Origin of the sequence: Enterobacter sp. RIT418, assembly GCF_003057745.1 — a bacterium.
Taxonomy (GTDB): domain Bacteria; phylum Pseudomonadota; class Gammaproteobacteria; order Enterobacterales; family Enterobacteriaceae; genus Enterobacter.
In genome coordinates, this window is record NZ_QBJD02000008.1 from 1 (window position 1) to 25,028 (window position 25,028).

The 25,028-nt window shown below is 54.5% G+C and carries 25 protein-coding genes and 1 tRNA gene; 18 read left to right on the top strand and 8 right to left on the bottom strand.

What is annotated here, in order from left to right; genetic code table 11:
• Positions 1 to 214: 214 nt before the first annotated feature.
• Positions 215 to 1,018 carry a 2,5-didehydrogluconate reductase DkgB gene (dkgB, locus tag DBY73_RS10865; RefSeq protein ID WP_112011159.1) on the top strand — a complete coding sequence of 268 codons (804 nt, stop codon included), beginning with the start codon at positions 215 to 217 and terminating at the stop codon, positions 1,016 to 1,018.
• A 20-nt stretch (positions 1,019 to 1,038) separates the two neighbouring features.
• On the opposite strand, the gene yafC is transcribed toward dkgB, so the two are convergent.
• Positions 1,039 to 1,953 carry a DNA-binding transcriptional regulator YafC gene (gene yafC / locus DBY73_RS10870; RefSeq protein ID WP_112011160.1) on the bottom strand — a complete coding sequence of 305 codons (915 nt, stop codon included), beginning with the start codon at positions 1,951 to 1,953 and terminating at the stop codon, positions 1,039 to 1,041.
• 102 nt (positions 1,954 to 2,055) lie between these two features.
• Between yafC and DBY73_RS10875 the strand changes: the two genes are divergently transcribed.
• From DBY73_RS10875 to DBY73_RS10885, 3 genes are all read left to right on the top strand, one after another.
• Entirely contained in the window at positions 2,056 to 3,231 is a 1,176-nt protein-coding gene (locus DBY73_RS10875) for an MFS transporter (RefSeq protein ID WP_112011161.1), read from the top strand.
• 138 nt (positions 3,232 to 3,369) lie between these two features.
• Positions 3,370 to 4,170, top strand: a complete 801-nt coding sequence (locus DBY73_RS10880) for an endonuclease/exonuclease/phosphatase family protein (protein WP_112011162.1) — start codon at positions 3,370 to 3,372, stop codon at positions 4,168 to 4,170.
• 78 nt (positions 4,171 to 4,248) lie between these two features.
• Positions 4,249 to 5,025, top strand: a complete 777-nt coding sequence (locus DBY73_RS10885) for a class I SAM-dependent methyltransferase (RefSeq protein ID WP_112011163.1) — start codon at positions 4,249 to 4,251, stop codon at positions 5,023 to 5,025.
• A 51-nt stretch (positions 5,026 to 5,076) separates the two neighbouring features.
• On the opposite strand, the gene mltD is transcribed toward DBY73_RS10885, so the two are convergent.
• Positions 5,077 to 6,441 (bottom strand): murein transglycosylase D, encoded by a 1,365-nt coding sequence (gene mltD, locus DBY73_RS10890; protein ID WP_112011164.1) that lies wholly within the window; start codon positions 6,439 to 6,441, stop codon positions 5,077 to 5,079.
• 68 nt (positions 6,442 to 6,509) lie between these two features.
• Positions 6,510 to 7,268 carry a hydroxyacylglutathione hydrolase gene (gene gloB / locus DBY73_RS10895; RefSeq protein ID WP_112011165.1) on the bottom strand — a complete coding sequence of 253 codons (759 nt, stop codon included), beginning with the start codon at positions 7,266 to 7,268 and terminating at the stop codon, positions 6,510 to 6,512.
• Between the two features lie 32 nt (positions 7,269 to 7,300).
• Here gloB and DBY73_RS10900 point away from each other — a divergent pair, with 32 nt between their 5' ends.
• Positions 7,301 to 8,035, top strand: a complete 735-nt coding sequence (locus tag DBY73_RS10900; RefSeq protein ID WP_112011166.1) for a class I SAM-dependent methyltransferase — start codon at positions 7,301 to 7,303, stop codon at positions 8,033 to 8,035.
• Here DBY73_RS10900 and rnhA read toward each other — a convergent pair.
• The gene (rnhA, locus tag DBY73_RS10905; RefSeq protein ID WP_112011167.1) at positions 8,017 to 8,484 is read right to left on the bottom strand and encodes a ribonuclease HI; all 468 of its coding nucleotides are present in this window, start codon (positions 8,482 to 8,484) and stop codon (positions 8,017 to 8,019) included. The genes DBY73_RS10900 and rnhA overlap by 19 nt on opposite strands.
• 64 nt (positions 8,485 to 8,548) lie before the next feature.
• Here rnhA and dnaQ point away from each other — a divergent pair, with 64 nt between their 5' ends.
• Together dnaQ and DBY73_RS10915 are read left to right on the top strand one after the other, a co-directional pair.
• Complete coding sequence (gene dnaQ / locus DBY73_RS10910; protein ID WP_220092926.1) at positions 8,549 to 9,280, top strand: DNA polymerase III subunit epsilon; 732 nt, start codon at positions 8,549 to 8,551, stop codon at positions 9,278 to 9,280.
• Positions 9,281 to 9,411: 131 nt separating this feature from the next.
• Positions 9,412 to 9,488: transfer RNA gene (locus DBY73_RS10915), tRNA-Asp, on the top strand.
• A gap of 111 nt (positions 9,489 to 9,599) precedes the next feature.
• Here DBY73_RS10915 and DBY73_RS10920 read toward each other — a convergent pair.
• Together DBY73_RS10920 and fadE are read right to left on the bottom strand one after the other, a co-directional pair.
• Positions 9,600 to 10,370, bottom strand: coding sequence for an amidohydrolase (locus tag DBY73_RS10920; protein WP_112011169.1), 771 nt, complete (start codon positions 10,368 to 10,370; stop codon positions 9,600 to 9,602).
• Between the two features lie 108 nt (positions 10,371 to 10,478).
• Positions 10,479 to 12,923 carry an acyl-CoA dehydrogenase FadE gene (fadE, locus tag DBY73_RS10925; RefSeq protein WP_112011170.1) on the bottom strand — a complete coding sequence of 815 codons (2,445 nt, stop codon included), beginning with the start codon at positions 12,921 to 12,923 and terminating at the stop codon, positions 10,479 to 10,481.
• 239 nt (positions 12,924 to 13,162) lie between these two features.
• Here fadE and lpcA point away from each other — a divergent pair, with 239 nt between their 5' ends.
• Positions 13,163 to 13,741: a D-sedoheptulose 7-phosphate isomerase gene (lpcA, locus tag DBY73_RS10930; protein WP_112011171.1), complete on the top strand. Its 579-nt coding sequence runs from the start codon at positions 13,163 to 13,165 to the stop codon at positions 13,739 to 13,741.
• Positions 13,742 to 13,787: 46 nt separating this feature from the next.
• A complete protein-coding gene (locus DBY73_RS10935; protein WP_112011172.1) occupies positions 13,788 to 14,555 on the top strand; it encodes a class II glutamine amidotransferase in 768 nt (255 codons plus the stop codon).
• Here DBY73_RS10935 and dpaA read toward each other — a convergent pair.
• Complete coding sequence (dpaA, locus tag DBY73_RS10940) at positions 14,526 to 15,266, bottom strand: peptidoglycan meso-diaminopimelic acid protein amidase (protein ID WP_112011173.1); 741 nt, start codon at positions 15,264 to 15,266, stop codon at positions 14,526 to 14,528. The two genes, DBY73_RS10935 and dpaA, sit on opposite strands and share 30 nt — an antisense overlap.
• A 299-nt stretch (positions 15,267 to 15,565) precedes the next feature.
• Here dpaA and DBY73_RS10945 point away from each other — a divergent pair, with 299 nt between their 5' ends.
• From DBY73_RS10945 to dinB, 8 genes are all read left to right on the top strand, one after another.
• Positions 15,566 to 16,909, top strand: coding sequence for a Na(+)-translocating NADH-quinone reductase subunit A (locus DBY73_RS10945; protein WP_112011174.1), 1,344 nt, complete (start codon positions 15,566 to 15,568; stop codon positions 16,907 to 16,909).
• A 3-nt stretch (positions 16,910 to 16,912) separates the two neighbouring features.
• Positions 16,913 to 18,148: an NADH:ubiquinone reductase (Na(+)-transporting) subunit B gene (locus tag DBY73_RS10950; protein ID WP_112011175.1), complete on the top strand. Its 1,236-nt coding sequence runs from the start codon at positions 16,913 to 16,915 to the stop codon at positions 18,146 to 18,148.
• The gene (locus DBY73_RS10955; RefSeq protein ID WP_112011176.1) at positions 18,141 to 18,935 is read left to right on the top strand and encodes a Na(+)-translocating NADH-quinone reductase subunit C; all 795 of its coding nucleotides are present in this window, start codon (positions 18,141 to 18,143) and stop codon (positions 18,933 to 18,935) included. Before DBY73_RS10950 ends, DBY73_RS10955 begins: the two co-directional genes overlap by 8 nt.
• On the top strand, positions 18,928 to 19,566 hold the full coding sequence (locus DBY73_RS10960) for an NADH:ubiquinone reductase (Na(+)-transporting) subunit D (RefSeq protein ID WP_112011177.1): 639 nt from the start codon (positions 18,928 to 18,930) through the stop codon (positions 19,564 to 19,566). Before DBY73_RS10955 ends, DBY73_RS10960 begins: the two co-directional genes overlap by 8 nt.
• Positions 19,567 to 19,572: 6 nt before the next feature.
• Entirely contained in the window at positions 19,573 to 20,169 is a 597-nt protein-coding gene (gene nqrE, locus DBY73_RS10965) for an NADH:ubiquinone reductase (Na(+)-transporting) subunit E (RefSeq protein ID WP_112011178.1), read from the top strand.
• Positions 20,170 to 20,179: 10 nt separating this feature from the next.
• Complete coding sequence (gene nqrF / locus DBY73_RS10970) at positions 20,180 to 21,403, top strand: NADH:ubiquinone reductase (Na(+)-transporting) subunit F (protein WP_112011179.1); 1,224 nt, start codon at positions 20,180 to 20,182, stop codon at positions 21,401 to 21,403.
• Complete coding sequence (nqrM, locus tag DBY73_RS10975) at positions 21,403 to 21,606, top strand: (Na+)-NQR maturation NqrM (RefSeq protein ID WP_112011180.1); 204 nt, start codon at positions 21,403 to 21,405, stop codon at positions 21,604 to 21,606. The genes nqrF and nqrM overlap by 1 nt, the downstream gene beginning before the upstream one ends.
• Before the next feature lie 104 nt (positions 21,607 to 21,710).
• Positions 21,711 to 22,769 carry a DNA polymerase IV gene (gene dinB, locus DBY73_RS10980; RefSeq protein ID WP_112011181.1) on the top strand — a complete coding sequence of 353 codons (1,059 nt, stop codon included), beginning with the start codon at positions 21,711 to 21,713 and terminating at the stop codon, positions 22,767 to 22,769.
• Positions 22,770 to 22,831: 62 nt separating this feature from the next.
• Here dinB and pepD read toward each other — a convergent pair whose 3' ends face one another.
• A complete protein-coding gene (gene pepD, locus DBY73_RS10985; protein WP_112011182.1) occupies positions 22,832 to 24,289 on the bottom strand; it encodes a cytosol nonspecific dipeptidase in 1,458 nt (485 codons plus the stop codon).
• A 260-nt stretch (positions 24,290 to 24,549) separates the two neighbouring features.
• On the opposite strand from pepD, the gene gpt reads away from it, so the two are divergent.
• The gene (gene gpt / locus DBY73_RS10990; RefSeq protein WP_003863205.1) at positions 24,550 to 25,008 is read left to right on the top strand and encodes a xanthine phosphoribosyltransferase; all 459 of its coding nucleotides are present in this window, start codon (positions 24,550 to 24,552) and stop codon (positions 25,006 to 25,008) included.
• Positions 25,009 to 25,028 lie beyond the last annotated feature (20 nt).

Here is a 25,028-nt window from a genome sequence, read left to right on the forward strand (position 1 = left end):
TACCTGCCTGTCACGCAGGGGGTCGCGGGTTCGAGTCCCGTCCGTTCCGCCACTTATTAAAAGCCCTGAGTTAACGCTCAGGGCTTTTTCTTATCCGCTTTATAATTTTTGCTAAATTAGCAAATATCCTCTGCATTTTATGCCCTTTTTCGGCATAACCGTACCAGCGATAATCTTCCTCATAACGCAAATACTATGATTAACGAGGAATAATATGGCTATCCCTGCATTTGGTCTCGGTACCTTCCGCCTGAAAGATGATGTTGTTATCACATCAGTAAAAACTGCACTTGACCTAGGCTACCGCGCCATTGATACAGCGCAAATCTATGAGAACGAAGCGGCCGTTGGTCAGGCAATTGAAGAAAGTGGTGTACCGCGTAACGAGCTTTTTATCACCACAAAGATCTGGATTGAGAACCTCAGTAAGGACAAGCTGATCCCAAGTTTGAAAGAGAGCCTGAAAAAACTGCGTACCGACTACGTGGATCTTACCCTTATCCACTGGCCATCACCTAACGATGCGGTTTCGGTTGAAGAGTTTATGCAGGCACTGCTGGAAGCGAAAAAGCAGGGGCTAACGCGTAAAATCGGGATCTCCAACTTCACTATTCCGCTGATGGAAAAAGCAGTTGCGGCAGTTGGCGTAGAGAATATTGCCACTAACCAGATCGAACTGTCACCATATCTGCAAAATCGTAAAGTGGTCGAGTGGGCAAATCAGCATGGTATACATATCACTTCTTATATGACGCTGGCCTATGGTAAAGCGCTGAAGGACGAGGTAATTGCACGTATCGCAGATAAGCACAGCGCGACGGCTGCTCAGGTCATTCTGGCATGGGCAATGGGGGAAGGTTATGCAGTTATCCCATCCTCAACCAAACGCGAAAACATGGCCAGTAACCTGTTAGCGCTTGAGCTTAAGCTGGATGACGACGATAAAAAAGCGATCGCTGAACTGGATCGCAACGATCGCCTGGTGAGCCCGGAAGGACTGGCGCCAAACTGGGATTAACATGTAATCCCCTCTGTATGCTAAAACCCTCTCACAGCTCCTTCAGGAGCTGTTTTTATATGCTCGCTCAGGAAGTCGATAAATGCGCGAATGCGCGTGCTTACGGCCCTGTCGCTGTAATATACCGCGCTAAAAGGCATTTCTACCGGCAAACGTTGCTCAGCCATCAACTCCACTAGTTCACCGCGGGCTATTTCCTTATCAATCATATAATCAGATAAACAGGCAATCCCATTCCCTTCCAGGCACAGCTGCTTGAGCGTTTCACCGCTATTGGAAGACAGCCCGCACTGAATCTCATGCAGCTGTCCGTCGTGACACGCAACAGGCCAGGTATTGAGCGATGAAGGCTCGGTAAAGCCAAGGCAAAGATGCTGCTTGAGCTCTTCAACCGTCACTGGTTTTCCAAACTGGGCGATATACTCCGGAGATGCGATGATTTTCCGATAGCTGGTAAACAGCGGGCGCGCGCGTAAGCTTGAATCAGTTAATGTTCCCGCCCTAATCGCCACGTCGACTTTTCTTTCAATCAAATTAATAAATGTCTCAGAAGAAACCAATGAGAGCGTCATCTCCGGATACCGTTCACGGAAGGGTTTAATCAGCGGCATCAGAAAATGCAAAACGACAGGCGTTGCCGCATCGATTCGCAGGAGACCGCGCGGCGTGTTACGCGACTCAATAATTTCGGTTTCGGCGGCAGCCATCTCCTGCAGGACCGATTGTACGCGCCGAAAATAGCGCTCACCTTCTTCCGTCAGGCTCAGCTGGCGCGTTGTCCTATTGAGTAAACTCACACCCAGCTTGGATTCCAGCTTTTTCACCGAGCGGCTAACGGCCGAATTAGCCTGTCCCAGCTGTTCCGCTGCGCGGCTAAAACTACCGCTTTCGACAACGGCAACAAAGATCGTTAACTCTTCAGAGGTCGCCTTCATTATTGCACCACCCGCAAAATTAAATTGATATTTTGACCATTTTTGTTATTTAAGCACCGGCGCATACTGCCTGTCATCTTAATTCTGAATACGGAGTATGTTATGCCACTGGCGCTACTGGCCCTGACAATCAGTGCTTTTGCTATCGGTACAACTGAATTTGTGATCGTGGGCCTTATTCCTACGATTGCCGATCGGCTCGCCATCTCTTTGCCCTCTGCCGGGCTATTGGTCTCTATCTACGCACTTGGCGTTGCAGCTGGTGCCCCCGTGCTGACGGCGCTGACCGGGCGCTTTCCACGCAAACAGCTGCTGGTTGCTCTGATGGTGTTGTTTACTGTGGGGAATGTCATTGCATGGCAGGCACCCGACTACACCACGCTGGTCATTGCGCGGTTGTTAACCGGCCTTGCACACGGCGTCTTTTTCTCAATTGGCTCTACCATTGCAACGAGTCTGGTCCCGAAAGAGAAAGCCGCATCGGCCATTGCCATTATGTTTGGCGGTCTTACCGTTGCGCTGGTGACCGGCGTACCGCTCGGCACCTTTATTGGCCAGCATTTTGGCTGGCGCGAGACGTTCCTCGCAGTGTCATTGCTGGGCGTTATTGCGCTCGTTGCAAGCCTGCTGCTGGTGCCTTCCAGTATACCGAGCCGTGCGAGTGCCAGCCTTAAAGAACAGCTCCACGTTTTGACTCATCCACGCCTGCTGCTCATCTACGCGGTAACCGCGCTAGGATACGGCGGCGTGTTCACGGCTTTCACCTTCCTGGCCCCGATGATGCAGGATCTCGCTGGGTTCTCTTCCAACGCGGTGAGCTGGATCCTGCTGGGATACGGCATCTCAGTGGCGATTGGCAATATCTGGGGCGGCAGGCTGGCTGATAAACATGGAGCGGTCCCTGCGCTGAAATTTATCTTTGCAGCTCTGGTTGTGCTGCTGACGATCTTCCAGTTCACCGCATCCATGCAATATGCTGCTCTGGCTACGGTACTGGTAATGGGAATATTTGCCTTTGGTAACGTGCCAGGCCTGCAGGTTTACGTCGTGCAGAAAGCCGAGCTTTACGCGCCAAATGCGGTAGACGTGGCTTCAGGGCTTAACATTGCAGCGTTTAATATTGGTATTGCTCTGGGCTCCATCGTCGGTGGACAAACGGTAGAGCATTTCGGCCTTGCACAAACGCCGTGGATTGGCGCAGTCATCGTGCTTGTGGCATTACTGCTGATTGGCCTGAGTGGCCGCCTTGATAAACCCGCGCGTATTGCCCTCAATTAAAACGCAGCAAGTGCTTGCTTACAAAACTGGAAAGCGGTTTCTTAGAAATTGCGTTGAAAGTGAAGCATAAAGCCCCTATAACAGTAGAACCAGTCCGTTTTCCGGGCTGGTTCATTGCTATAGAGGTTGTTTCCAAAAGTGCGAAAAAATACCTATGCCATGCGCTATGTTGCCGGATTACCCGCGGAGAGGATTTTACCTCCGGGGTCGTTTGCAAGCCTTAGCCAGGCATTACCCGCCGGCGCCCCGTTAAGCAGCGATGAAAAAATTCGCGTGCTGGTGTGGAACATTTTTAAGCAGCAGCGCGCCGACTGGTTGTCCGTGCTGAAAAACTTTGGCAAAGATGCGCATCTTGTACTGTTACAGGAGGCGCAAACAACCCCTGAACTGGTACGGTTTGCGACAACGAATTATCTCGCTGCCGATCAGGTGCCCGCATTCGTCTTACCGCAACATCCTTCTGGGGTGATGACACTTTCTTCTGCACATCCCGTCTATTGCTGCCCATTGCGCGAACGCGAGCCGCTGCTGCGCCTCGCAAAATCCGCGCTGGTAACCGTTTATCCTCTGCCAGACAGCCGCCTGCTGATGGTGGTAAATATCCATGCGGTAAACTTCAGCCTGGGCGTTGATGTGTATAGTAAGCAGTTACTTCCTATTGGCGACCAGATTGCGCATCACAGCGGTCCCATAATTATGGCCGGAGATTTTAACGCCTGGAGCCGCCCACGCATGAACGCGCTGTATCGCTTTGCGCGCGAAATGTCCCTGCGTGAAGTTCGCTTTACCGACGACCATCGCAAAAAAGCCTTTGGTCGTCCTCTTGATTTTGTCTTTTATCGTGGCTTGAGCGTGCATGACGCCTCCGTACTGGTAACGCGCGCCTCCGATCACAATCCGCTACTCGTCGAATTTAGTCCCGGCAAACCTGATAAATAATGGTGTGTCAGGTCTGCCGTGGGGCAGACCGGCTCGCGGTGCTGCCCTTAATTTTTTAACCAACAAAAGGACAGCACAATGACGACAACGACACATTCCCATCATGACAACGTAGAAAAACAGTTTGGCTCTCAGGCAAGCGCTTATCTGAGCAGCGCAGTTCATGCCTCCGGGCGTGACCTGGCGCGTCTTGGTGAACGCCTGTCTGTATTCCCGCAGGCTCATCTGCTGGATTTAGGCTGCGGGGCAGGGCACGCCAGCTTTACGGCTGCGCAGCATGTAGAGCAGGTAACGGCGTACGACTTGTCGAGCCAAATGCTGGACGTTGTCAGAGAGGCGGCTAAAGACAAAGGGCTGAGTAACGTAGCGACGTGTCAGGGCTACGCCGAGTCGTTACCTTTTGCCGATGCATCTTTTGACATTGTCATCAGCCGCTACTCCGCGCACCACTGGCACGATGTTGGACAGGCGCTGCGTGAGGTAAAACGCGTTCTCAAGCCCGGCGGGCTCTTCATCATTATGGATGTAATGTCTCCGGGCCATCCGGTTCGAAACATCTGGCTGCAGACGGTTGAGGCGCTGCGCGACACGTCGCACGTACAAAACTACTCAAGCGGGGAGTGGTTAACGTTTATCACCGAAGCAGGATTGATATCGCATTCATTCATCACGGACCGTCTGCCGCTTGAGTTCAGCTCATGGATCGCCCGCATGCGGACGCCGGAAGCGTTAAGCAAGGCTATTCGGCTGTATCAGGAAAGTGCATCTGCGGAGGTGAAGAAATACTTTGAGCTGCAGGATGATGGCTCCTTTACCAGTGATACCCTCATGGCAGAAGCGTACAAAGCGGGATAAAGCAAAAAGGCACCGAGGGGAATCGGTGCCTTTTAACATTAGGTCTAACGATCAGGAATCCGGCGTAGCGTTGTTTTTCACAAACAGCGTTAGCTGGTCGCCCGGCTGTAGGTTGTCAGTATCATGATTCCAGCGCATCACATCCTTGATGTTCACGCCGTGTCGTTTAGCGATACTGGACAGCGAATCACCCTTGCGTACGCGATAGGTAATGCTATCGCTGTTTCGGGCGAGACGCTGCGCACTGCTACCTGCGCCAACCGTTAGCGTTTGACCGACTTTCAGGCTAGAACCGCGCAGATTGTTCCACTGCTGCAGATCTTTACTGTTCACGCCTAGACGTGAAGCAATGCCCGAAAGCGTATCACCCGAACGGACCTTATAGCTGCGGCTGCTTACCGGTGAGGTATCGGCGATCAGCGTTGACTGAACCGCAGCAATCTCACCAGAAGCTAAAGACTCGCGTAACTGGTCAGCATGTTTCTGCGGGACCATTACATACTGCGGGCCGCTCGCCCCCAGCGTTGAGCCTTTAACACCGGCATTAAAGGTTTTAAGCTTACTAACCGACATACCCGTCATATCAGCGACCTGTTGAATATCAACTGGACTGCTGAGGCGAACGCGCGCCAGTGCACGACTTTCGTCTGGTGTTGGCAGTTGCACACCGTAACGCTTGCTGTTCTTGAGAATATCACTCAGGGCCAGCATCTTGGGTACGTAGATCTTCGTTTCCTGTGGCAGTGAAAGCGACCAAAAATCGGTGGACTTACCACGCGCTTTATTCGCTTTCATTGCCTTCATTACGCGACCTTCACCGCTGTTATATGCTGCGACCGTTAACAACCAGTCGCCGTCAAACATCTTGTTCAGACGTTGCATCATGTCGAGAGCCGCTGTCGTTGAGGCGACAACATCGCGACGCGCATCGTAACTGCGGGTCTGTTTCAAACCATAATTGCGCCCTGTGCTCGGAATGATCTGCCAAATACCTGCGGCATTGGCGCCAGACGTTGCGTGTGGGTCAAAAGCGCTCTCCACTATGGGTAGGAGTACCAGCTCCATAGGCATGTTACGTTTCTTAACCTGCCCGGCTATCCAGTACATATACGGCTCTGCCCGTAACGTTACATCGTGGAGATAGCTCTTATTTCTTAGATACTTCTGTTTCTGTTCGCGAATCCGGCTGTTTTCCGGAATTCCCATCTTTAGCTCGTCGCCAATAGAGGTCCACAAGTTCTGTTCCTGCGCGAATGTTGTCCCATCGTCCAACCATCGTGCCGAACTTGCAAACTTCCCTGCTTCCCCTTGACCAGCTGCAGAAAGGCTCTGTGCGTGCTGTTGTACGTTACTGGCGTTTTGCGCCTGGCAACCGACAAGCAGGACAGAGGCGAGTAATATCGCTTTTGCCTTCATGTGTGTGTCAATAGTTGCTTAAAAGACGAGCGATGATAACGGCGAAATTTTGAAAAGGCAACCCGCATTTATCTGAAGTTATCTTTCTTTGACCTTAACCATGCAAATCGTGCCTCTGGTTGTTGCAAATTTGTTTCTTGGTTAATTTTGTTAATTAAATCAATATCATCAGTTCGTAAAAATAAATTTATTTTACGCTCGTTTTTCAGAATTACGGGCAGTGTTTTTTGGTTTTTTGCACGTAACTCCTTCACTTTCTGGTAATAATCCTGAATCGCGGAATCGTCAGGTAAGATGCTGGCGGAAAACTTCATATTCCCTAATGTATACTCATGTGCGCAACATATGACGGTATCATCGGGAAGTGCATTAATCTTTTGTAAAGATTGATACATTTGCTCTGGCGCACCCTCAAACAGCCTTCCGCAACCGCCTGAAAACAGCGTGTCACCGCAAAAAAGATAAGGTTTACTGTAGAAACAGAGATGTCCAGAAGTGTGACCAGGGGTGGCAATTACGGAAAAATCCCACTGACGTATGTGGATAGTTTCGCCCTCTTTGACTACTTGCGTTGTACCCTTATTTTGTGTCTCAGCGGGCCCATAAATCGCGATATGTGGAAATTTAGCGACTAAATCGGAAACACCACCGACATGATCGTTATGGTGATGCGTTAAAAGAATGGCTTCAGGTATCCAGCCATTTTCATTGATCGCGTGTAATACGGGCGCTGATTCACCCGGATCGACAATGATGCAGCGTTTCTCATCGTCAGATAAAACCCAGATGTAGTTGTCCTGAAAGGCTGGAATACTGATAAGATTCATACATTACCTCTTACAACGTGGCGGATGTGTTGATGAAACCGGCAAGGATACCTCAGGCTGTCGCAGCACCGGAACGTTGGGCTGAGCTGCCCTGGGGTGAATACTATCGCGAGGCGCTTGAACTCCAGCTTAAACCCTGGCTCGCAAAAATGTACGGTTTTCACCTGCTTAAGATTGGCAACCTCAGCGCAGAAATCAATACTGAAAGCTGCGCTATCTCTCATCAGGTCAATGTCTCGCTTGGCGGATTACCCGTTCAGGTGGTCGCTGACCCGCTGCATTTGCCTTTTGCTGAAAAATCCGTTGATGCATGCCTGCTCGCCCATACCTTGCCCTGGTGCAGCGATCCCCATCGACTTCTGCGTGAAGCCGATCGGGTTCTGATTGACGACGGCTGGCTGGTGATCAGCGGTTTTAATCCTTTGAGTTTGATGGGCTTGCGTAAGCTGGTTCCCGTGCTGCGCCGCAAAGCGCCCTACAACAGCAGAATGTTTTCGATGATGCGCCAGCTAGACTGGCTTTCACTGTTGAATTTTGAGGTGCTTTACTGTGGTGGTTTCCAGGTCCTTCCCTGGACGCGGCAGGGCGGCCTGCTGCTCAGCACGCATTTGCCCGCGCTGGGCTGCATGCAGTTTATTGTGGCGCGCAAGCGGACGATCCCTCTTACGCTTAACCCAATGAAACAGTCTAAATCGAAATCGCAACTTCGTCAGACCGTTGGCGCTACGCGGCAGTATAAACACCGCGATCAGGATTCAGGCTGGTAGCCAACGTCTTCGTGCGCGGGATTAGAGGCCGCCGCACGCGCCAGTTCGTCGCAACGCTCGTTTTCAGGGTGCCCGGCGTGGCCTTTTACCCACTCCCATTTGATTTCGTGCTGGCCTAAGGCCGCATCAAGACGCTTCCACAGGTCGACGTTCTTAACCGGCTTTTTCTCTGCCGTTTTCCAGCCGCGTTTTTTCCAGTTATGGATCCACTGCGTTATTCCCTGACGCACGTACTGGCTATCGGTGCTCAGCGTAACGTCGCAGTGCTCCTTAAGCGCTTCGAGCGCGACAATTGCCGCCATCAGCTCCATGCGGTTGTTGGTCGTCAGAAAATAGCCTTCGCTAAAGGTTTTTTCATGCTGACGATAGCGCATAATGGCGCCATAGCCACCGGGCCCTGGGTTACCCAGGCAAGATCCATCGGTGAAAATTTCTACCTGTTTACGCATCTCTGGTAGACTTCCTGTATTTGAAACGATCAGTTAAACGATAAGTCTGACATAAATGACCGCTATGAGCACAGCAATAACTCGCCAGATTGTTCTCGATACCGAAACCACCGGTATGAACCAAATTGGCGCGCACTATGAAGGGCATAAGATCATTGAGATCGGTGCTGTTGAAGTGGTGAACCGCCGTCTTACGGGAAACAACTTCCATGTTTACCTCAAGCCCGACCGGCTGGTGGACCCGGAGGCTTTTGGCGTTCACGGTATTGCCGATGAGTTCTTGCTCGATAAGCCGACCTTTGCGGACGTCGCGGATGAATTTCTGGAATACATCAGAGGCGCAGAGCTTGTCATCCATAACGCATCGTTCGATATCGGCTTTATGGACTATGAGTTCAGCAAGCTCAATCGTGATATTCCGAAGACAAACACCTTCTGTAAGGTCACGGATAGCCTGGCGCTGGCGAGGAAGATGTTCCCCGGCAAGCGTAACAGCCTCGATGCGCTTTGCTCGCGCTACGAAATAGACAACACCAAGCGAACGCTGCACGGCGCGTTGCTCGATGCCCAGATCCTTGCGGATGTCTATCTGACTATGACCGGCGGGCAGACGTCGATGAAATTCAGCATGGAGAATGAATCGCAGCAGACCCAGGGCGAAGCGGGTATTCAGCGCATTGTCCGGCAGGCAAGCCGTCTCCGGGTGGTTTTAGCCAGCGACGCCGAGCTGCTCGACCATGAATCGCGCCTGGATCTCGTGCAGAAGAAGGGCGGAAGCTGCATGTGGCGCGCGTAAAGCGTGCATATGTGTGTGTAAAATCACCGTTTGGGCGATTTTTACAGCAAACGATTCAAATCGTGAGAAAAAGCGTTGACGAGTTCAGAGGCAGACCGTAATATTCGCATCGTTCCCCAAACGGGAACAGTGGAGCGGTAGTTCAGTCGGTTAGAATACCTGCCTGTCACGCAGGGGGTCGCGGGTTCGAGTCCCGTCCGTTCCGCCACTATTCAGAAGGCCTGAATCAGAAATGATTCAGGCCTTCGTCGTTTTCATCTTATAAAAATATTACGTCACGCACATGCCGGGCCAGACGCAAGCGACGCCCGGCTTTGGTTTAGCCGATGCTAAACGGGTCAGCATCCTGCCAGGCCGGAAATTTCTCCCGATACTCTCTCAGCGCCGTCATCGACAGCTCCGCATCAATTCGCGTGGCCTGATGCGGTTCGGCGGTGGCAATAATTTCACCCTGAGGATTTATTACCCGGCTGTCGCCGCGATAGTGATGTCCATTGCCGTCGGTTCCGACGCGGTTACAGCCCACCACGTAGGCCTGATTTTCAATGGCGCGCGCTACCAGCAGCGCCTGCCAGTGCAGAGAGCGCGGGGAAGGCCAGTTGGCAACGTACAGCGCCAGGTCATAGTCGTTGCGGTTGCGCGACCAGACCGGGAAGCGCAGGTCATAGCAGACCAGCGGCAGGATACGCCAGCCGCGCCACTCAAAGACGATGCGCTCATTACCTGCTTCATAATGATGATGCTCGTCCGCCATGCGGAACAGGTGTCGCTTGTCGTAAACATGTACTTTCCCTTCCGGCTCAACCAGCAGGAAGCGGTTGACCGGCCCGCGCTCGGTTTGCAGCGCGGCGCTCCCGGCAATCAGGGCATTTGTCTGCTGCGCTTTAGCGTGCATCCACGCGACAACCTCTTTCTCTGGCATAGACTGTTTAGCCGCTTCCATGGCGAAGCCGGTGGTGAACATCTCGGGCAGAACGATGACATCGCGCCCGGTAATCTCTTCCAGCTGACGATCGAAATGACGAAGGTTGGCAGGGCCATCCATCCAGACTAAAGGTTGCTGCAAAACGGTAATCTTCAGACCAGACACAATACAGACTCCTCGAAGAACGGCTTTTTCACACTGTAGCACGACATAAACAGAATGGGAGGCAATAAAAAACCCCGCGCAGGGCGGGGTTTGTAGAAGCGAAACGCGTTACGCGGCTTCAGGTTTACGGTGTTTCTCCGGCAGCTTTACCGGCTGCGTTGCCAGCTCGTCCGGTTCGAAATCATCCACGTTAATACTGCGCAGGCGGCTCTCTTCGGCTTTAACCAGTACGGCCGCTTCATCCTGACTGATGATACCGCCAGACAGAGCCTGTTTCGCCAGTTCATCCAGGCGGGTAAACGGCAGGTTCTTGCCCAGCTGCTTGCAAATCTTCTGATGGATTGGGTCGGCGGCCATCACGTCCCGCAGCGCCTCTTCCAGCAGGCCCACCGGATTATGCTCGGTTGGTGCCAGATACTGACCGCGGCCAATGCGTGAACGCGTTGCGCTCGGTATCTGCAGGATCTTCGCCACTTTGTGATCCAGCTTATCTGACGGTGCCAGATAGTGACGGCCGGTCGGGAAGATCGTAGCGCGCAGAAGGCCTGCCACAAAGCGGTTCGGGAAGTTCGCCAGCAGATCGTCAATCGCCTGTTCTGCCTGGTAAAGCGCGTCCTGAACGCCCCAGTGTACCAGCGGCAAATCCGCTTCCTGTCGGCCTTCGTCGTCGTAACGCTTGAGCACCGCCGAGGCCAGGAAGATCTGACTCAGCACATCGCCCAGACGAGCAGAGATACGCTCGCGACGTTTCAGGCTTCCGCCCAGCACGGCCATTGAAACGTCGGACAGCAGGGCCAGGTTGGCGCTCAGGCGGTTCAGGTGCTGGTAGTAACGTTTGGTCGCGTCACCGGTTGGGCTCGCGCTGGTAAGACCGCGCGTCAGGCCCAGCCAGAAGCTGCGCACCTTGTTGCTGCCCACGTGCCCGATATGCTTAAACAGCAGCTTATCAAAAGCGTTTACGTCGTTATTCTGCGCGGCGGCCATCTCTTCAAGTACGTACGGATGGCAGCGGATGGCGCCCTGGCCGAAGATCATCATACTGCGCGTCAGGATGTTTGCCCCTTCAACGGTGATGGCAATCGGTGAGCCCTGGTAGCCGCGCGCCAGGAAGTTGCCTTCGCCGAGCATAATGCCTTTACCACCCGCGATATCCATTGCGTCAATGATGGACTGCTGCGCGCGGTGGGTGCAGTGGTACTTCACAATCGCCGACAGCACGGCCGGTTTCTCGCCAAGCATAATGCCGTAGGTAATCAACGATGCGGCGGCGTCCATCACGTAGGCGTTGCCCGCAATGCGCGCCAGCGGCTCTTCGATCCCTTCCATCTTGCCGATAGAGATTTTGAACTGACGGCGGATATGCGCGTATGCGCCAATCCCCATCGCCACGGACTTCAGGCCGCCCGTAGAGTTCGACGGCAGTGTAATACCGCGGCCAACGGACAGACATTCCACCAGCATGCGCCAGCCCTGGCCGGCCATTTTTGGACCACCGATGATGTAGTCAATCGGCACAAAGATGTCCTGACCGCGGGTAGGACCGTTCTGGAACGGCACGTTGAGCGGGAAGTGGCGACGGCCAATTTCAACGCCCGGCGTTGAGGTTGGGATCAGCGCGCAGGTAATGCCCAGGTCTTCCGCGCCGCCCAGCAGTTTTTCCGGGTCGGAAAGCTTAAATGCCAGGCCCAGCACGGTCGCGATAGGGGCGAGCGTAATGTAACGTTTGTTCCAGGTCAGGCGCATACCGAGCACCTGCTCTCCCTGCCATTCGCCCATGCACACGACGCCGGTATCCGGTATCGCGCCCGCATCGGAGCCCGCTTCCGGGCTGGTCAATGCGAAGCATGGGATCTCCTGACCGCGCGCCAGACGCGGCAGGTAGTGATCTTTCTGTTCTTCAGTGCCGTAGTGCTGCAGCAGTTCGCCCGGGCCTAACGAGTTAGGCACGCCAACGGTAATTGCCAGGATACCCGACACGCCCGCCAGTTTCTGCAGCACGCGAGACTGCGCGTAAGCGGAAAACTCAAGACCGCCATACTCTTTCTTAATGATCATCGCGAAGAAGCGATGCTCTTTCAGGTAGGCCCACAGCTCCGGCGGCAGGTCGGCCATTTCGTGGGTAATCGCGAAGTCGTTTGCCATGCGGCACGCTTCTTCCACCGGGCCATCAATAAAGGCTTGCTCTTCAGCGGTCAGGCGCGGCTGCGGATAGTTATGCAGCTTTTTCCAGTCCGGGTTGCCCTGAAACAGATCGCCTTCCCACCAGGTGGTGCCCGCATCAATTGCTTCTTTCTCCGTGCGCGACATCGGCGGCATCACTTTACGGAAGCCTTTAAACACCGGTGCGGAGATCATGGACTTACGCATCGGTGTAAGATTCAGCGGCAGAAGAATAAGGGCCAGCGGAACCAATACCCAGATATTCCAAAGACCTGCGACGCCAAGCACAGCCGTCCAGGCCAGAAGTATCAGGCTGCTCAGGAATAAACTTACGCGGTGATAGAACAGCACACCGATAAGAACTACGGTTGCGATAATGCTCAAAATCATCATAAAGAAAAGCTCCCTTGCTTGTAGGAGGTCTGACCACTTGTGATGATATGGTTGTAGTTGATGGCATTTCTTTTAGCAATGTGTTTACAAAATAATTACAACCTGGTTCACATTGTTCGCGTTAAGACGGGCACGAAAAATCAAAACGCCCGATGAATCGTATGGCTTAAGCTTCTCGCTTTTAGCGCTATCCGGTACACTCCACTGTGTTATTTCATCAATACTGAAGGATTATCCTCATGTACCAGGATCTTATTCGTAACGAACTGAACGAAGCGGCGGAAACGCTGGCTAACTTTCTGAAAGATGATGCCAATATTCATGCCATTCAGCGCGCGGCGGTTCTGCTGGCGGACAGCTTCAAAGCGGGTGGTAAAGTGCTGTCCTGCGGTAACGGTGGCTCCCACTGCGACGCCATGCACTTCGCGGAGGAGCTGACCGGGCGCTACCGTGAAAACCGTCCGGGCTACCCGGCGATTGCGATATCTGACGTGAGCCACATCTCCTGCGTGAGCAACGACTTTGGTTACGACTATGTCTTCTCTCGCTACGTGGAAGCAGTAGGCCGTGAAGGTGATGTGCTGCTGGGTATTTCTACTTCCGGTAACTCCGCTAACGTGATCAAGGCGATTGCCGCCGCGCGTGAAAAAGGGATGAAAGTCATCACGCTGACCGGTAAAGACGGCGGTAAAATGGACGGCACGGCGGACGTTGAAATCCGCGTTCCGCACTTCGGTTATGCTGACCGTATTCAGGAAATTCACATCAAAGTGATCCACATCCTGATCCAGCTGATTGAAAAAGAGATGGTTAAGTAAGACTTCGCTGGGGGCACTCTTGCCCCCGCTGTTGTGGAGGTGACGTATGTGCGAACTGCTCGGGATGAGCGCCAATGTGCCAACCGATATCTGCTTTAGTTTCACCGGGCTGGTTCAGCGCGGTGGAGGAACCGGGCCGCATAAAGACGGCTGGGGCATCACATTCTACGAAGGCAAAGGGTGTCGCACGTTCAAAGATCCTCAACCCAGCTTCAATTCGCCGATTGCCAAACTGGTGCAGGATTATCCGATCAAATCCCGCTCGGTGATCGCCCACATTCGCCAGGCAAACCGCGGCGAAGTGGCGCTTGAGAACACGCATCCCTTTACCCGCGAGCTGTGGGGACGAAACTGGACCTACGCGCACAACGGCCAGCTTACGGGCTACAAATCTCTTGAGACCGGTAATTTCCGCCCGGTTGGCGAAACCGACAGTGAAAAAGCCTTTTGCTGGCTGCTGCACAAGCTGACCGAACGTTACCCGCGAACCCCGGGCAACATGGCCGCCGTGTTTAAGTACATTGCGTCGCTGGCGTCTGAGCTGCGCGAGAAGGGCGTATTTAATATGCTGCTGTCTGACGGTCGCTACGTTATGGCGTTCTGCTCCACGAATCTATTCTGGATCACCCGACGCGCGCCCTTTGGCGTGGCGACGCTGCTCGACCAGGATGTGGAGATAGACTTCCAGAAAGAGACCACACCAAACGATGTGGTCACCGTGATTGCGACGCAGCCGCTGACGGGCAACGAAACCTGGCAAAAGATTATGCCAGGCGAGTGGGTACTATTTTGCCTCGGGGACCGCGTAATTTGACGCCAGCTGCGGCTGAACGACTTCGTGGCTCAGCGGCTTGCTGACCACGTAGCGGCCATCAACGATAGAGACCACAGGTGGCTTGTGGGTCTGCTCAAAGTAGTCATAGCCCGGCTTCAGCTGTTTCCAGAAATCAGCGTAGTAAGAGTACTTATGCCGCGCCATGTTGGCATCGGTCATGCGGAACGGGTAGATGCTGACCTGTACGTTGGGCTGACCAAATACCAGCGCCCCGGTCACAAACTGGAAAATCTCATCAATACCGGTATCCGTCATCGCATAACAGCCGACTGACACGCAGGCACCGTGAATCATCAGGTATTTACCTTCGTAGCCGTGCGCACGGTCATAGGCATTTGGGAAACCGATATTGATCGCTTTATAAAAGCGGCTGTCTGGCTTCAGCTGATTACGTTGAACGTTGTAGAACCCCTCCGGGCTTTTGAAATCGCCCTGACGCTGTTTAGGCCCCAGTCCGCCGGAGTAGTTACAAATTTTGTAGCTATCAAGTAGCTGATAAGTCTCGCCCATTTTCACAAACAGATCGAGGGTGCGCTCTTCCTTGAAGATTTGAATATAAACCGGCGATCCCATTAACTGCTGCTTATATTCTTTGCTGATTGGCGTGGTGGAGCTGTTGCTGCTGAGCAGCCCGGCGAACGACACACACGGAATCAGAAGCATCGCAATGAACAATGCGATTTTACGCATACTGCTAGTTCCTTGATAAAACCATAACCAACTTGCCAGGACGGCAAAAGAGACCCGAAATCAGACTAATCTGGACAGGAGCGCTCACATTAGCATCGCCATAGATTTTCGCAATAGCCACGCTGTCAGTTTACACATTAGTTTTACGCGATAAACGATGAAAAACCCGTAGCCTTAAGAACTTTGCGTAACGGCTCGCACTTTGGGGCGCCGGACGGCAGATTCACTGCCGCCGACGCGGTGGAAACTGTTACAATTCGTCCCCTCTGGTTTGATGTATACGGATACCTGCTAACCACATGTTTAGAATAAGAAAAGGACTTGATTTACCGATCGCAGGCGTGCCTGAGCAGCACGTTACAGCCGGTGCTGACATTCGTCATGTTGCTTTGTTAGGCGACGACTACGTTGGGATGCGCCCCTCGATGCTGGTACAGGAGGGCGATCGCGTCATTAAAGGACAGGCGCTTTTCGAGGATAAAAAAAATCCTGGCGTTCTGTTCACGGCACCGGCCAGCGGCACCGTTGTGGGCATTCATCGCGGGGAGCGCCGCGTTTTCCGCGCGGTGGTCATTCGTCTCGAAGGGGACGAGCAGCGTGAATTTGCCCGCTATGACGCAGAGGATCTCACAGCCCTCACTCGCGAGACCGTTCAGGCCCAGCTATTGGATTCCGGCCTGTGGACCGCTTTGCGCACGCGTCCCTTCAGTAAATCACCCGTTCCCGGTACCACGCCTGCCGCTATTTTCGTTACGGCTATCGACACGAATCCGCTGAGCGCCGATCCCGAGCCTCTCATCCTGGCGGAAAGAAAGGCATTTGATGCCGGGCTAACCGTGTTAACGCGGCTAACGTCGGGTAAAGTCCACGTTTGCCAGGCGAGCGGAGGCAAGCTCGGCGGCCATCCGCAGGGGCAGGTCACCTTTAACGCTTTTGCTGGCCCCCATCCGGCGGGGCTCGCGGGCACCCATATCCATTTCCTCGAGCCGGTCAGCCTGACGAAGCAGGTATGGCATCTCAATTATCAGGACGTGATTGCCATCGGCAAGCTTTTCACCACCGGCGAGCTGTGGACCGAGCGGACGATCGCCATCGGCGGGCCGCAGGCCACGCATCCACGTCTGGTGCGTACGCTCCTGGGGGCGGACATAAACGAACTGCTGGTGGGTGAAGCCAAGGCTGGTGAAAACCGCCTGATTTCCGGGTCGGTGCTCAGCGGCAGGCATGCGGTGGGCGAGCAGGCGTTCCTTGGCCGCTTCCATTTGCAGGTGAGCATCGTTCAGGAAGGGCGCGAGAAGGAGCTCTTTGGTTGGGTGCTGCCGGGGGCGGATAAGTTTTCGGTAACCCGCACCACGTTTGGTCACTTCCTGCGAGACAAGCTTTTCAACTTCTCAACCAGCACCCACGGCGGTGAACGCGCCATGGTTCCCATCGGTAACTACGAGCGAGTAATGCCGCTGGATATTTTGCCAACGTTGCTGCTGCGCGATCTGCTCGCCGGGGATACCGACAGCGCGCAGGCGCTAGGGTGCCTGGAATTAGATGAAGAAGATCTCGCGCTCTGTACCTATGTCTGTCCGGGAAAATACGAATATGGACCCGTATTACGCGAGGTGTTAACCCGCATTGAGCAGGAAGGATAACTGATGGGCTTAAAACACCTCTTTGAAAAACTGGAGCCGCACTTTACCGAGGGTAAGCTGAAGAAGTATTACCCGCTGTTTGAAGCGACGACGACCATTTTCTATACCCCTGGGCAGGTGACGAAAGGCGCAGCGCACGTCCGCGACGCCATCGATCTCAAGCGAATGATGATATTGGTCTGGTTTGCGGTCTTCCCGGCCATGTTCTGGGGCATGTACAACGTGGGCCTGCAGACCATTCCGGCGCTGCACCATTTATACGATGCCCCACAGCTGGCGCAGGTTATCCAGTCTGACTGGCACTACAGGCTAGCGCAGTCCCTTGGCGTGAGCTTCGCGGCCGACGCGGGCTGGATAAGCATGATGACGCTGGGCGCCGTATTCTTCCTGCCAATTTACCTCACGGTGTTTATCGTCGGCGGCTTCTGGGAAGTGCTGTTTGCCATTATCCGCAAGCACGAGATTAACGAAGGCTTCTTCGTCACCTCCATTCTGTTTGCGCTGATTGTTCCCCCGACGCTGCCGCTCTGGCAGGCGGCGCTGGGCATCAGCTTTGGCGTAGTGATCGCTAAAGAGATCTTCGGCGGAACCGGGCGTAACTTCCTGAACCCGGCGCTGGCGGGGCGCGCGTTTCTGTTCTTCGCCTACCCGGCGCAAATCTCTGGCGATCTGGTATGGACGGCGGCCGACGGATTCTCCGGCGCGACGCCGCTGTCCCAGTGGGCAGCGCACGGCGGTGAAACGCTGGTCAATAACGCCACCGGACAGCCCGTGACCTGGTTTGATGCCTTTATTGGCACAATCCCTGGTTCCATTGGTGAGGTTTCAACGCTGATGATTTTGATTGGCGGAGCCATTATTTTGTTCGGGCGCGTGGCGTCGTGGCGGATTGTGGCGGGCGTTATGCTGGGCATGGTGCTCACCGCCACCCTGTTCAACGCTATCGGTTCAACGACCAATCCGATGTTCTCTATGCCGTGGTACTGGCATCTGGTACTGGGCGGTTTTGCCTTCGGCATGATGTTTATGGCAACCGATCCCGTTTCGGCCTCGTTTACCGACAAGGGAAAATGGTACTACGGCGCGCTCATCGGCGTGATGTGCGTACTGATTCGCGTGGTCAACCCGGCCTATCCGGAAGGGATGATGTTGGCCATTTTGTTTGCCAACCTGTTTGCGCCACTCTTCGATTATCTGGTCGTGCGCGCCAACATTAAGCGGAGGAAGGCGCGTGGCTGAAATCAAAAACAATGACAGCATCGGTAAAACGCTGCTGGTGGTGCTGGTTCTTTGCCTGGTGTGTTCCATCGTGGTTGCCGGCTCTGCCGTGGGCTTAAAGCCTCTACAGCAGGAGCAGCGCGCGCTGGACAAACAGCGCAATATTCTCGCCGTTGCCGGGCTGATGCAGGAAGGCATGAGCGCTGAAGACGTTTCGACCCTCTTTGCCGAGCGCATTTCGCCGCGGCTGGTGGATTTGCAAACGGGCGAACTGCTGGACAAGGACCCGTCAACGTTTAACCAGGCGCTGGCGCTGAAAGATCCGCAGATGAGCTTATCGCTGGAGCCTGACCAGGACCCGGCCGGCATTAAGAGACGCAGCAACCTCGCCGAGATCTATCTGGTGCGCGACGAGCAAAAGCGGGTTCAGGAAATGGTGCTGCCGATTTACGGCAACGGCCTGTGGTCGATGATGTACGCCTTTGTTGCGCTCGATACGGATGGCCGCACCGTTAAGGGCATTACGTACTATGACCAGGGCGAAACGCCGGGATTAGGCGGCGAAATTGAGAACCCTAACTGGCGAGCGCAGTTTGTCGGCAAGAAAGTGCTCAATGACAGCGGCGAGCCCGCGCTGAAGGTGGTGAAAGGTGGGGCCCGTCCCGGCGATGAGTACGCCGTCGACGGGCTCTCCGGAGCAACGCTCACCTCTAACGGGGTACAGCACAGTTTTGATTTCTGGATGGGCGAGATGGGCTTTGGGCCTTTCCTGAAAAACGTACGTGAAGGAGCGCTGAATAATGGCTGATACGGGTGAACTAAAAGAAGTCAAAAAGGTGCTAATTGGCCCCCTGCTGGCCAATAACCCGATTACGCTGCAGGTGCTGGGCGTTTGTTCGGCGCTTGCGGTCACCACCAAGCTGGAAACCGCGCTGGTGATGACCGTTGCGGTCACGCTGGTTACGGCGTTTTCCAGCATGTTTATCTCGATGATCCGCCACCACATTCCGAACAGCGTGCGGATCATCGTTCAGATGGCGATCATCGCGTCGTTGGTGATCGTGGTCGATCAGCTGCTGCGCGCGTTCGCCTACGAAACTTCAAAGCAGCTTTCGGTGTTCGTCGGTCTGATTATCACCAACTGCATCGTCATGGGGCGCGCGGAAGCCTACGCCATGAAAATGCCGCCGCTGGCGAGCTTTATGGACGGCATCGGTAACGGCCTGGGATATGGCGCGATCCTGCTGACCGTGGGGTTCCTGCGCGAGCTTATCGGCAGCGGCAAGCTGTTTGGCATCCCGGTGCTGGATACGGTGCAAAACGGCGGCTGGTATTTACCAAATGGCTTATTCCTGCTGGCGCCAAGCGCATTTTTCATTATCGGGCTGCTGATTTGGCTGATTCGTACGCTGAAGCCTGAACAGCAGGAAAAGGAGTAACCGACAATGGCTCATTACCTGAGTTTGTTTGTGCGCGCGGTGTTTGTAGAAAACATGGCGCTCGCGTTTTTCCTCGGCATGTGCACGTTCCTCGCGGTATCCAAAAAGGTATCCACGGCCTTCGGTCTGGGCGTTGCGGTCACGGTTGTATTGGGGCTTTCTGTACCCATCAATAATCTGGTGTTCAACTACGTACTGCGCGACGGGGCGCTGGTGGAGGGCGTTGATCTCAGCTTCCTGAACTTCATTACCTTCATTGGGGTGATTGCGGCGCTGGTCCAAATCCTGGAGATGATCCTCGATAAATATTTCCCGTCGCTCTATAACGCGCTCGGTATCTTCCTGCCGCTGATCGCCGTGAACTGTGCGATTTTTGGCGGCGTCTCGTTCATGGTGCAGCGTGACTACAACTTTAGTGAATCTATTGTCTATGGTTTTGGATCGGGCGTTGGCTGGATGCTGGCAATCGTCGCCATGGCGGGGATACGCGAAAAAATGAAATATGCCAACGTCCCTGCGGGACTGCGCGGCTTAGGGATCACCTTTATCACCACCGGGCTAATGGCGCTGGGCTTTATGTCCTTCTCCGGTGTGCAGCTTTAAGGGCAATTGAATGGAAATTATTCTTGGCGTAGTGATGTTCACGCTGATTGTGCTGGTGCTGTCCGGGCTGATTCTTGTCGCGCGGGCAAAGCTGGTCAACACCGGCGACGTTATCATTGATATAAACGACGAACCGCAAAATCAGATCCGCACGCCGGCGGGGGATAAACTGCTTAACACGCTCTCCGGCAATGGAATTTTTGTCTCTTCCGCCTGCGGTGGCGGCGGCTCATGCGGGCAGTGCCGCGTCACGGTAAAAGAGGGCGGGGGTGATATTCTGCCAACCGAGCTGGCGCATATTACCAGGCGTGAAGCAAAAGAGGGCTGCCGTCTGGCCTGTCAGGTTGCCGTCCGCCAGAACATGAAGATTGAGCTGCCGGAGGAGATCTTCGGCGTCAAAAAATGGGAATGCGAAGTTATTTCCAACGATAACAAGGCCACCTTCATCAAAGAGCTTAAGCTGCGCGTACCTGATGGGGAAGATGTGCCCTTCCGTGCGGGAGGCTATATCCAGATCGAGTGCCCGGCACATACCGTTGCGTATGCGGATTTTGACGTGCCTGATGAATACCGCGCCGACTGGAATAAGTTTAACCTTTTCCGCTTTGTCTCTGACGTGAAGGAGCCAACGCTGCGCGCCTATTCCATGGCTAACTACCCGGACGAAAAGGGCATCATTATGCTCAACGTGCGTATCGCCACGCCACCGCCAAATGTGCCGAACGCGCCGCCGGGGATCATGTCATCGTATATCTGGTCCCTTAAGCCCGGTGACAAGGTGACCATCTCTGGTCCGTTCGGCGAATTCTTTGCCAAAGACACCGACGCGGAAATGGTCTTCATCGGCGGCGGTGCCGGTATGGCCCCGATGCGATCGCACATTTTCGATCAGCTTAAGCGGCTCGGGAGCCAGCGTAAAATCAGCTTCTGGTACGGCGCCCGCTCGCTGCGCGAGATGTTCTATGACGACGAGTTTGTACAGCTGGCGCGGGAGAATCCGAACTTTACCTTCCACGTGGCGCTCTCCGATCCGCAGCCGGAAGATAACTGGACGGGATACACGGGGTTCATCCATAACGTGCTCTATGAAAACTACCTCAGGCAGCATCCGGCGCCAGAGGACTGCGAGTTCTATATGTGTGGACCGCCGATGATGAACGCCGCCGTGATTAAGATGCTGAAGGACCTCGGCGTCGAAGATGAGAACATCATGCTTGATGACTTTGGAGGCTGATGATGCTGACGTTTCTGGCAACCTTTGTGGTTTTTGTCTTTGTCATCTTCGGCATGTCGTTAGGCTGGATCGTTAAGCGAAAAAGCATTCAGGGCAGCTGCGGTGGTATTTCATCCATTGGCATGGAAAAGGTCTGCGACTGCCCGGAACCGTGCGATGCGCGGAAAAAAAGAATGGCGCGCGATCGGCAACGCATTATTTAACTTTTGTTGGCCGGGTAAGGCAAAGCTGTCACCCGGCGTTCTTGCTGCTTCTCAACCCTTATTTGTTTACTGTATACTTATCCAGTGACGAGTGAGGGCTTACTATGCGCAAAATTATCCATGTTGATATGGACTGCTTTTTTGCCGCAGTGGAGATGCGTGACAATCCGGCGCTGCGGGATATCCCCATCGCCATTGGCGGCAGTCGCGTTCAGCGCGGCGTGATCAGCACGGCCAACTATCCCGCGCGAAAATATGGCGTGCGCAGCGCCATGCCTACCGCAATGGCCCTAAAACTTTGCCCTCATCTCACGCTCCTCCCTGGCCGCTTTGAAGCTTACAAAGAAGCGTCCCTGCACATTCGGGAGATCTTCTCTCGCTATACGTCGCTGATTGAGCCGCTTTCGCTGGACGAAGCCTATCTTGATGTCACTGACAGCCTGCATTGCCATGGCTCAGCCACGCTGATGGCGCAGGAGATCCGCCAGACCATCTCAGACGAGCTAAACCTGACCGCATCGGCAGGCATCGCGCCGGTGAAGTTTCTGGCGAAAATCGCGTCCGATCTCAATAAGCCCAACGGTCAGTACGTCATCACCCCTGAGGAGGTTCCGGCGTTTTTGAAAACCCTGCCGCTCGGTAAAATTCCCGGCGTGGGGAAAGTTTCCGCCGCTAAGCTGGAAAGCATGGGATTACGAACCTGCGAGGACGTGCAGCGAAGCGATCTGGCGATGCTGCTCAAGCGTTTTGGCAAGTTTGGCCGCGTACTGTGGGAGCGCAGTCAGGGAATAGACGATCGTGATGTTAACAGCGAACGGCTGCGCAAATCCGTCGGGGTTGAGCGCACCCTCAGTGAAGATATTCACGACTGGTCCGCGTGTGAAACCATCATTACGGAACAGCTCTACCCGGAGCTGGAGCGGCGTTTAAGCAAGGTAAAGCCCGACCTGCTGATTGCGCGTCAGGGCATCAAGCTGAAGTTCAATGACTTCCAGCAGACGACGCAGGAGCACGTCTGGCCGCGCCTGAATAAAGACGATCTTATCGCAACGGCAAAAAAGGCCTGGGAGGAACGGCGGGCAGGGCGTGGGGTTCGGCTGGTGGGGCTGCACGTCACGCTGCTTGATCCGCAGCTGGAGCGACAGCTGGTGTTGGGGTTGTAAAAAAGTCCGGTGGCGAGACGTTGTTCACCCTCTCCCATTGGGAGAGGGCTGGGGGGAGGGGATTACTTCGCAGGAATCGCCTTCAGCAGTTCGGTCAGCAGCGTCCAGTAATGGCCCACGCTTTCAATATGAACCTGCTCATCCGGCGAGTGCGGCCCGGTGATGGTTGGCCCAATGGAGACCATGTCCATGTCCGGATACGGTTTCTTGAACAGACCGCACTCCAGGCCCGCGTGAATCACCTGGATGTTTGGCGTGCTGTTGAACAGACGCTGGTAAGTTTCACGCACCAAAGCCATTACCGGAGAGCTTGCATCCGGCTGCCAGCCCGGGTAGCTCCCTTTCGCAGACGTTTTCGCGCCTGCCAGGGTGCCCAGTGATTCCAGCATGCTCACCACGTACTCTTTACCGCTGTCGATAAGCGAGCGGATCAGGCAGATGATCTCCGCGCTGTCGTCGCTCATGGTTACTACGCCCACGTTTAGTGAGGTTTCCACCACGCCTTTCGCCACGTCAGAGTTGCGGATCACGCCGTTTGGCGTCGCGTTCAGCAGCTGTACAAAGGCGTCACGAGACTGCGCGGTCAGCGCGGATTTATCGGTCGAGACGGACTCCAGCACCACGGTCAGGTTTTTCTCTTTAGCTGACAGTTCGTTTTTCAGGATATCCAGATAAACGCCGGAGAGCTTTTTCAGCTCGTCCGCTTTTGCAGCGGGTGCGGCAACGGTGGCGAACGCTTCGCGCGGGATGGCGTTGCGCAGCGTGCCGCCGTTGAAATCGACCAGACGCAGATCCAGCTCGGCCGCGTGGCCCGCCAGGAAGCGCGCCAGCAGCTTGTTGGCATTCCCCAGGCCCAGGTGAATGTCACCGCCGGAGTGACCGCCCTTCAGCCCTTTCAGCGTCAGCTTGAAGGTCTCAAAACCAGCAGGAATCGCTTCACGGGAGAGTGGCAGGGTGGAGATGAAATCAATCCCGCCCGCGCAGCCCATGTAGATCTCACCTTCTTCTTCGGAGTCGGTGTTGATCAGGATGTCCGCCTGCAGCCAGTTCGCCTGCAGGCCAAACGCACCGTCCATGCCCGCTTCTTCGGTCATGGTCAGCAGCACTTCCAGCGGGCCGTGCTCAACGCTGTCGTCAGCCAGCACCGCCAGCGCAGAGGCCATACCGATACCGTTATCCGCGCCGAGCGTGGTGCCGCGCGCTTTCACCCACTCACCGTCGATGTACGGCCGAATAGGATCTTTGGTGAAGTCGTGAACGGTATCGTTGTTTTTCTGCGGAACCATATCCAGGTGCGCCTGCAGCACAACCGGTTTACGGTTTTCCATCCCTGCGGTCGCGGGTTTGCGAATCAGGATGTTGCCCACCTGGTCACGCTCGGCGTGCAGGCCTTTTTCCTTAGCCCAGCCCATAATGTGTTCGGCTAATTGTTCTTCATGGTAGGACGGGTGTGGAATAGAACAGATTTTGGCAAAAATATCCCACAGCGGCTGTGGCGATAATTGAGACAGTTCAGACACGATAAGTCTCCTTGTCGATGCGCTGCAAATCAGGTCGCAGGGCAGAGGGTTAGCAGGTTAATAGTTACCACAAGTCAGGCTTGCGAGATGTCTCTGAGAATACCACTTTCTCCGGGCGCGGGTAGCATAAAGCATGCAAAAACTCAGGCTCGGGGCGCTAAAGACTGGTTTTTAGTGCGTCAGATCTCTATAATCTCGCGCAACCTATTTCCCCCTCGAACACTTTTTAAGCCGTATAAAAACAGGCTGGGACACTTCACATGAGCGAAAAATACGTCGTCACCTGGGACATGTTGCAGATTCACGCACGCAAGCTGGCTGCGCGTCTGATGCCTTCCGAACAGTGGAAAGGCATTATTGCCGTCAGCCGTGGCGGTTTAGTACCGGGGGCGCTGCTGGCACGTGAGCTGGGTATTCGCCATGTCGATACCGTTTGTATCTCCAGCTATGACCACGACAACCAGCGCGAGCTGAAGGTGCTGAAACGCGCGGAGGGCGACGGTGAAGGCTTCATCGTCATTGACGATCTGGTGGACACCGGTGGTACCGCGGTCGCTATCCGTGAAATGTATCCAAAAGCGCATTTCGTGACCATCTTTGCGAAGCCTGCAGGCCGCCCGCTGGTTGACGACTACGTGATTGATATCCCGCAGGACACCTGGATTGAACAGCCATGGGATATGGGCGTGGTCTTCGTACCGCCTATCTCTGGCCGCTAAGTCAGAACGTAACTTTACAC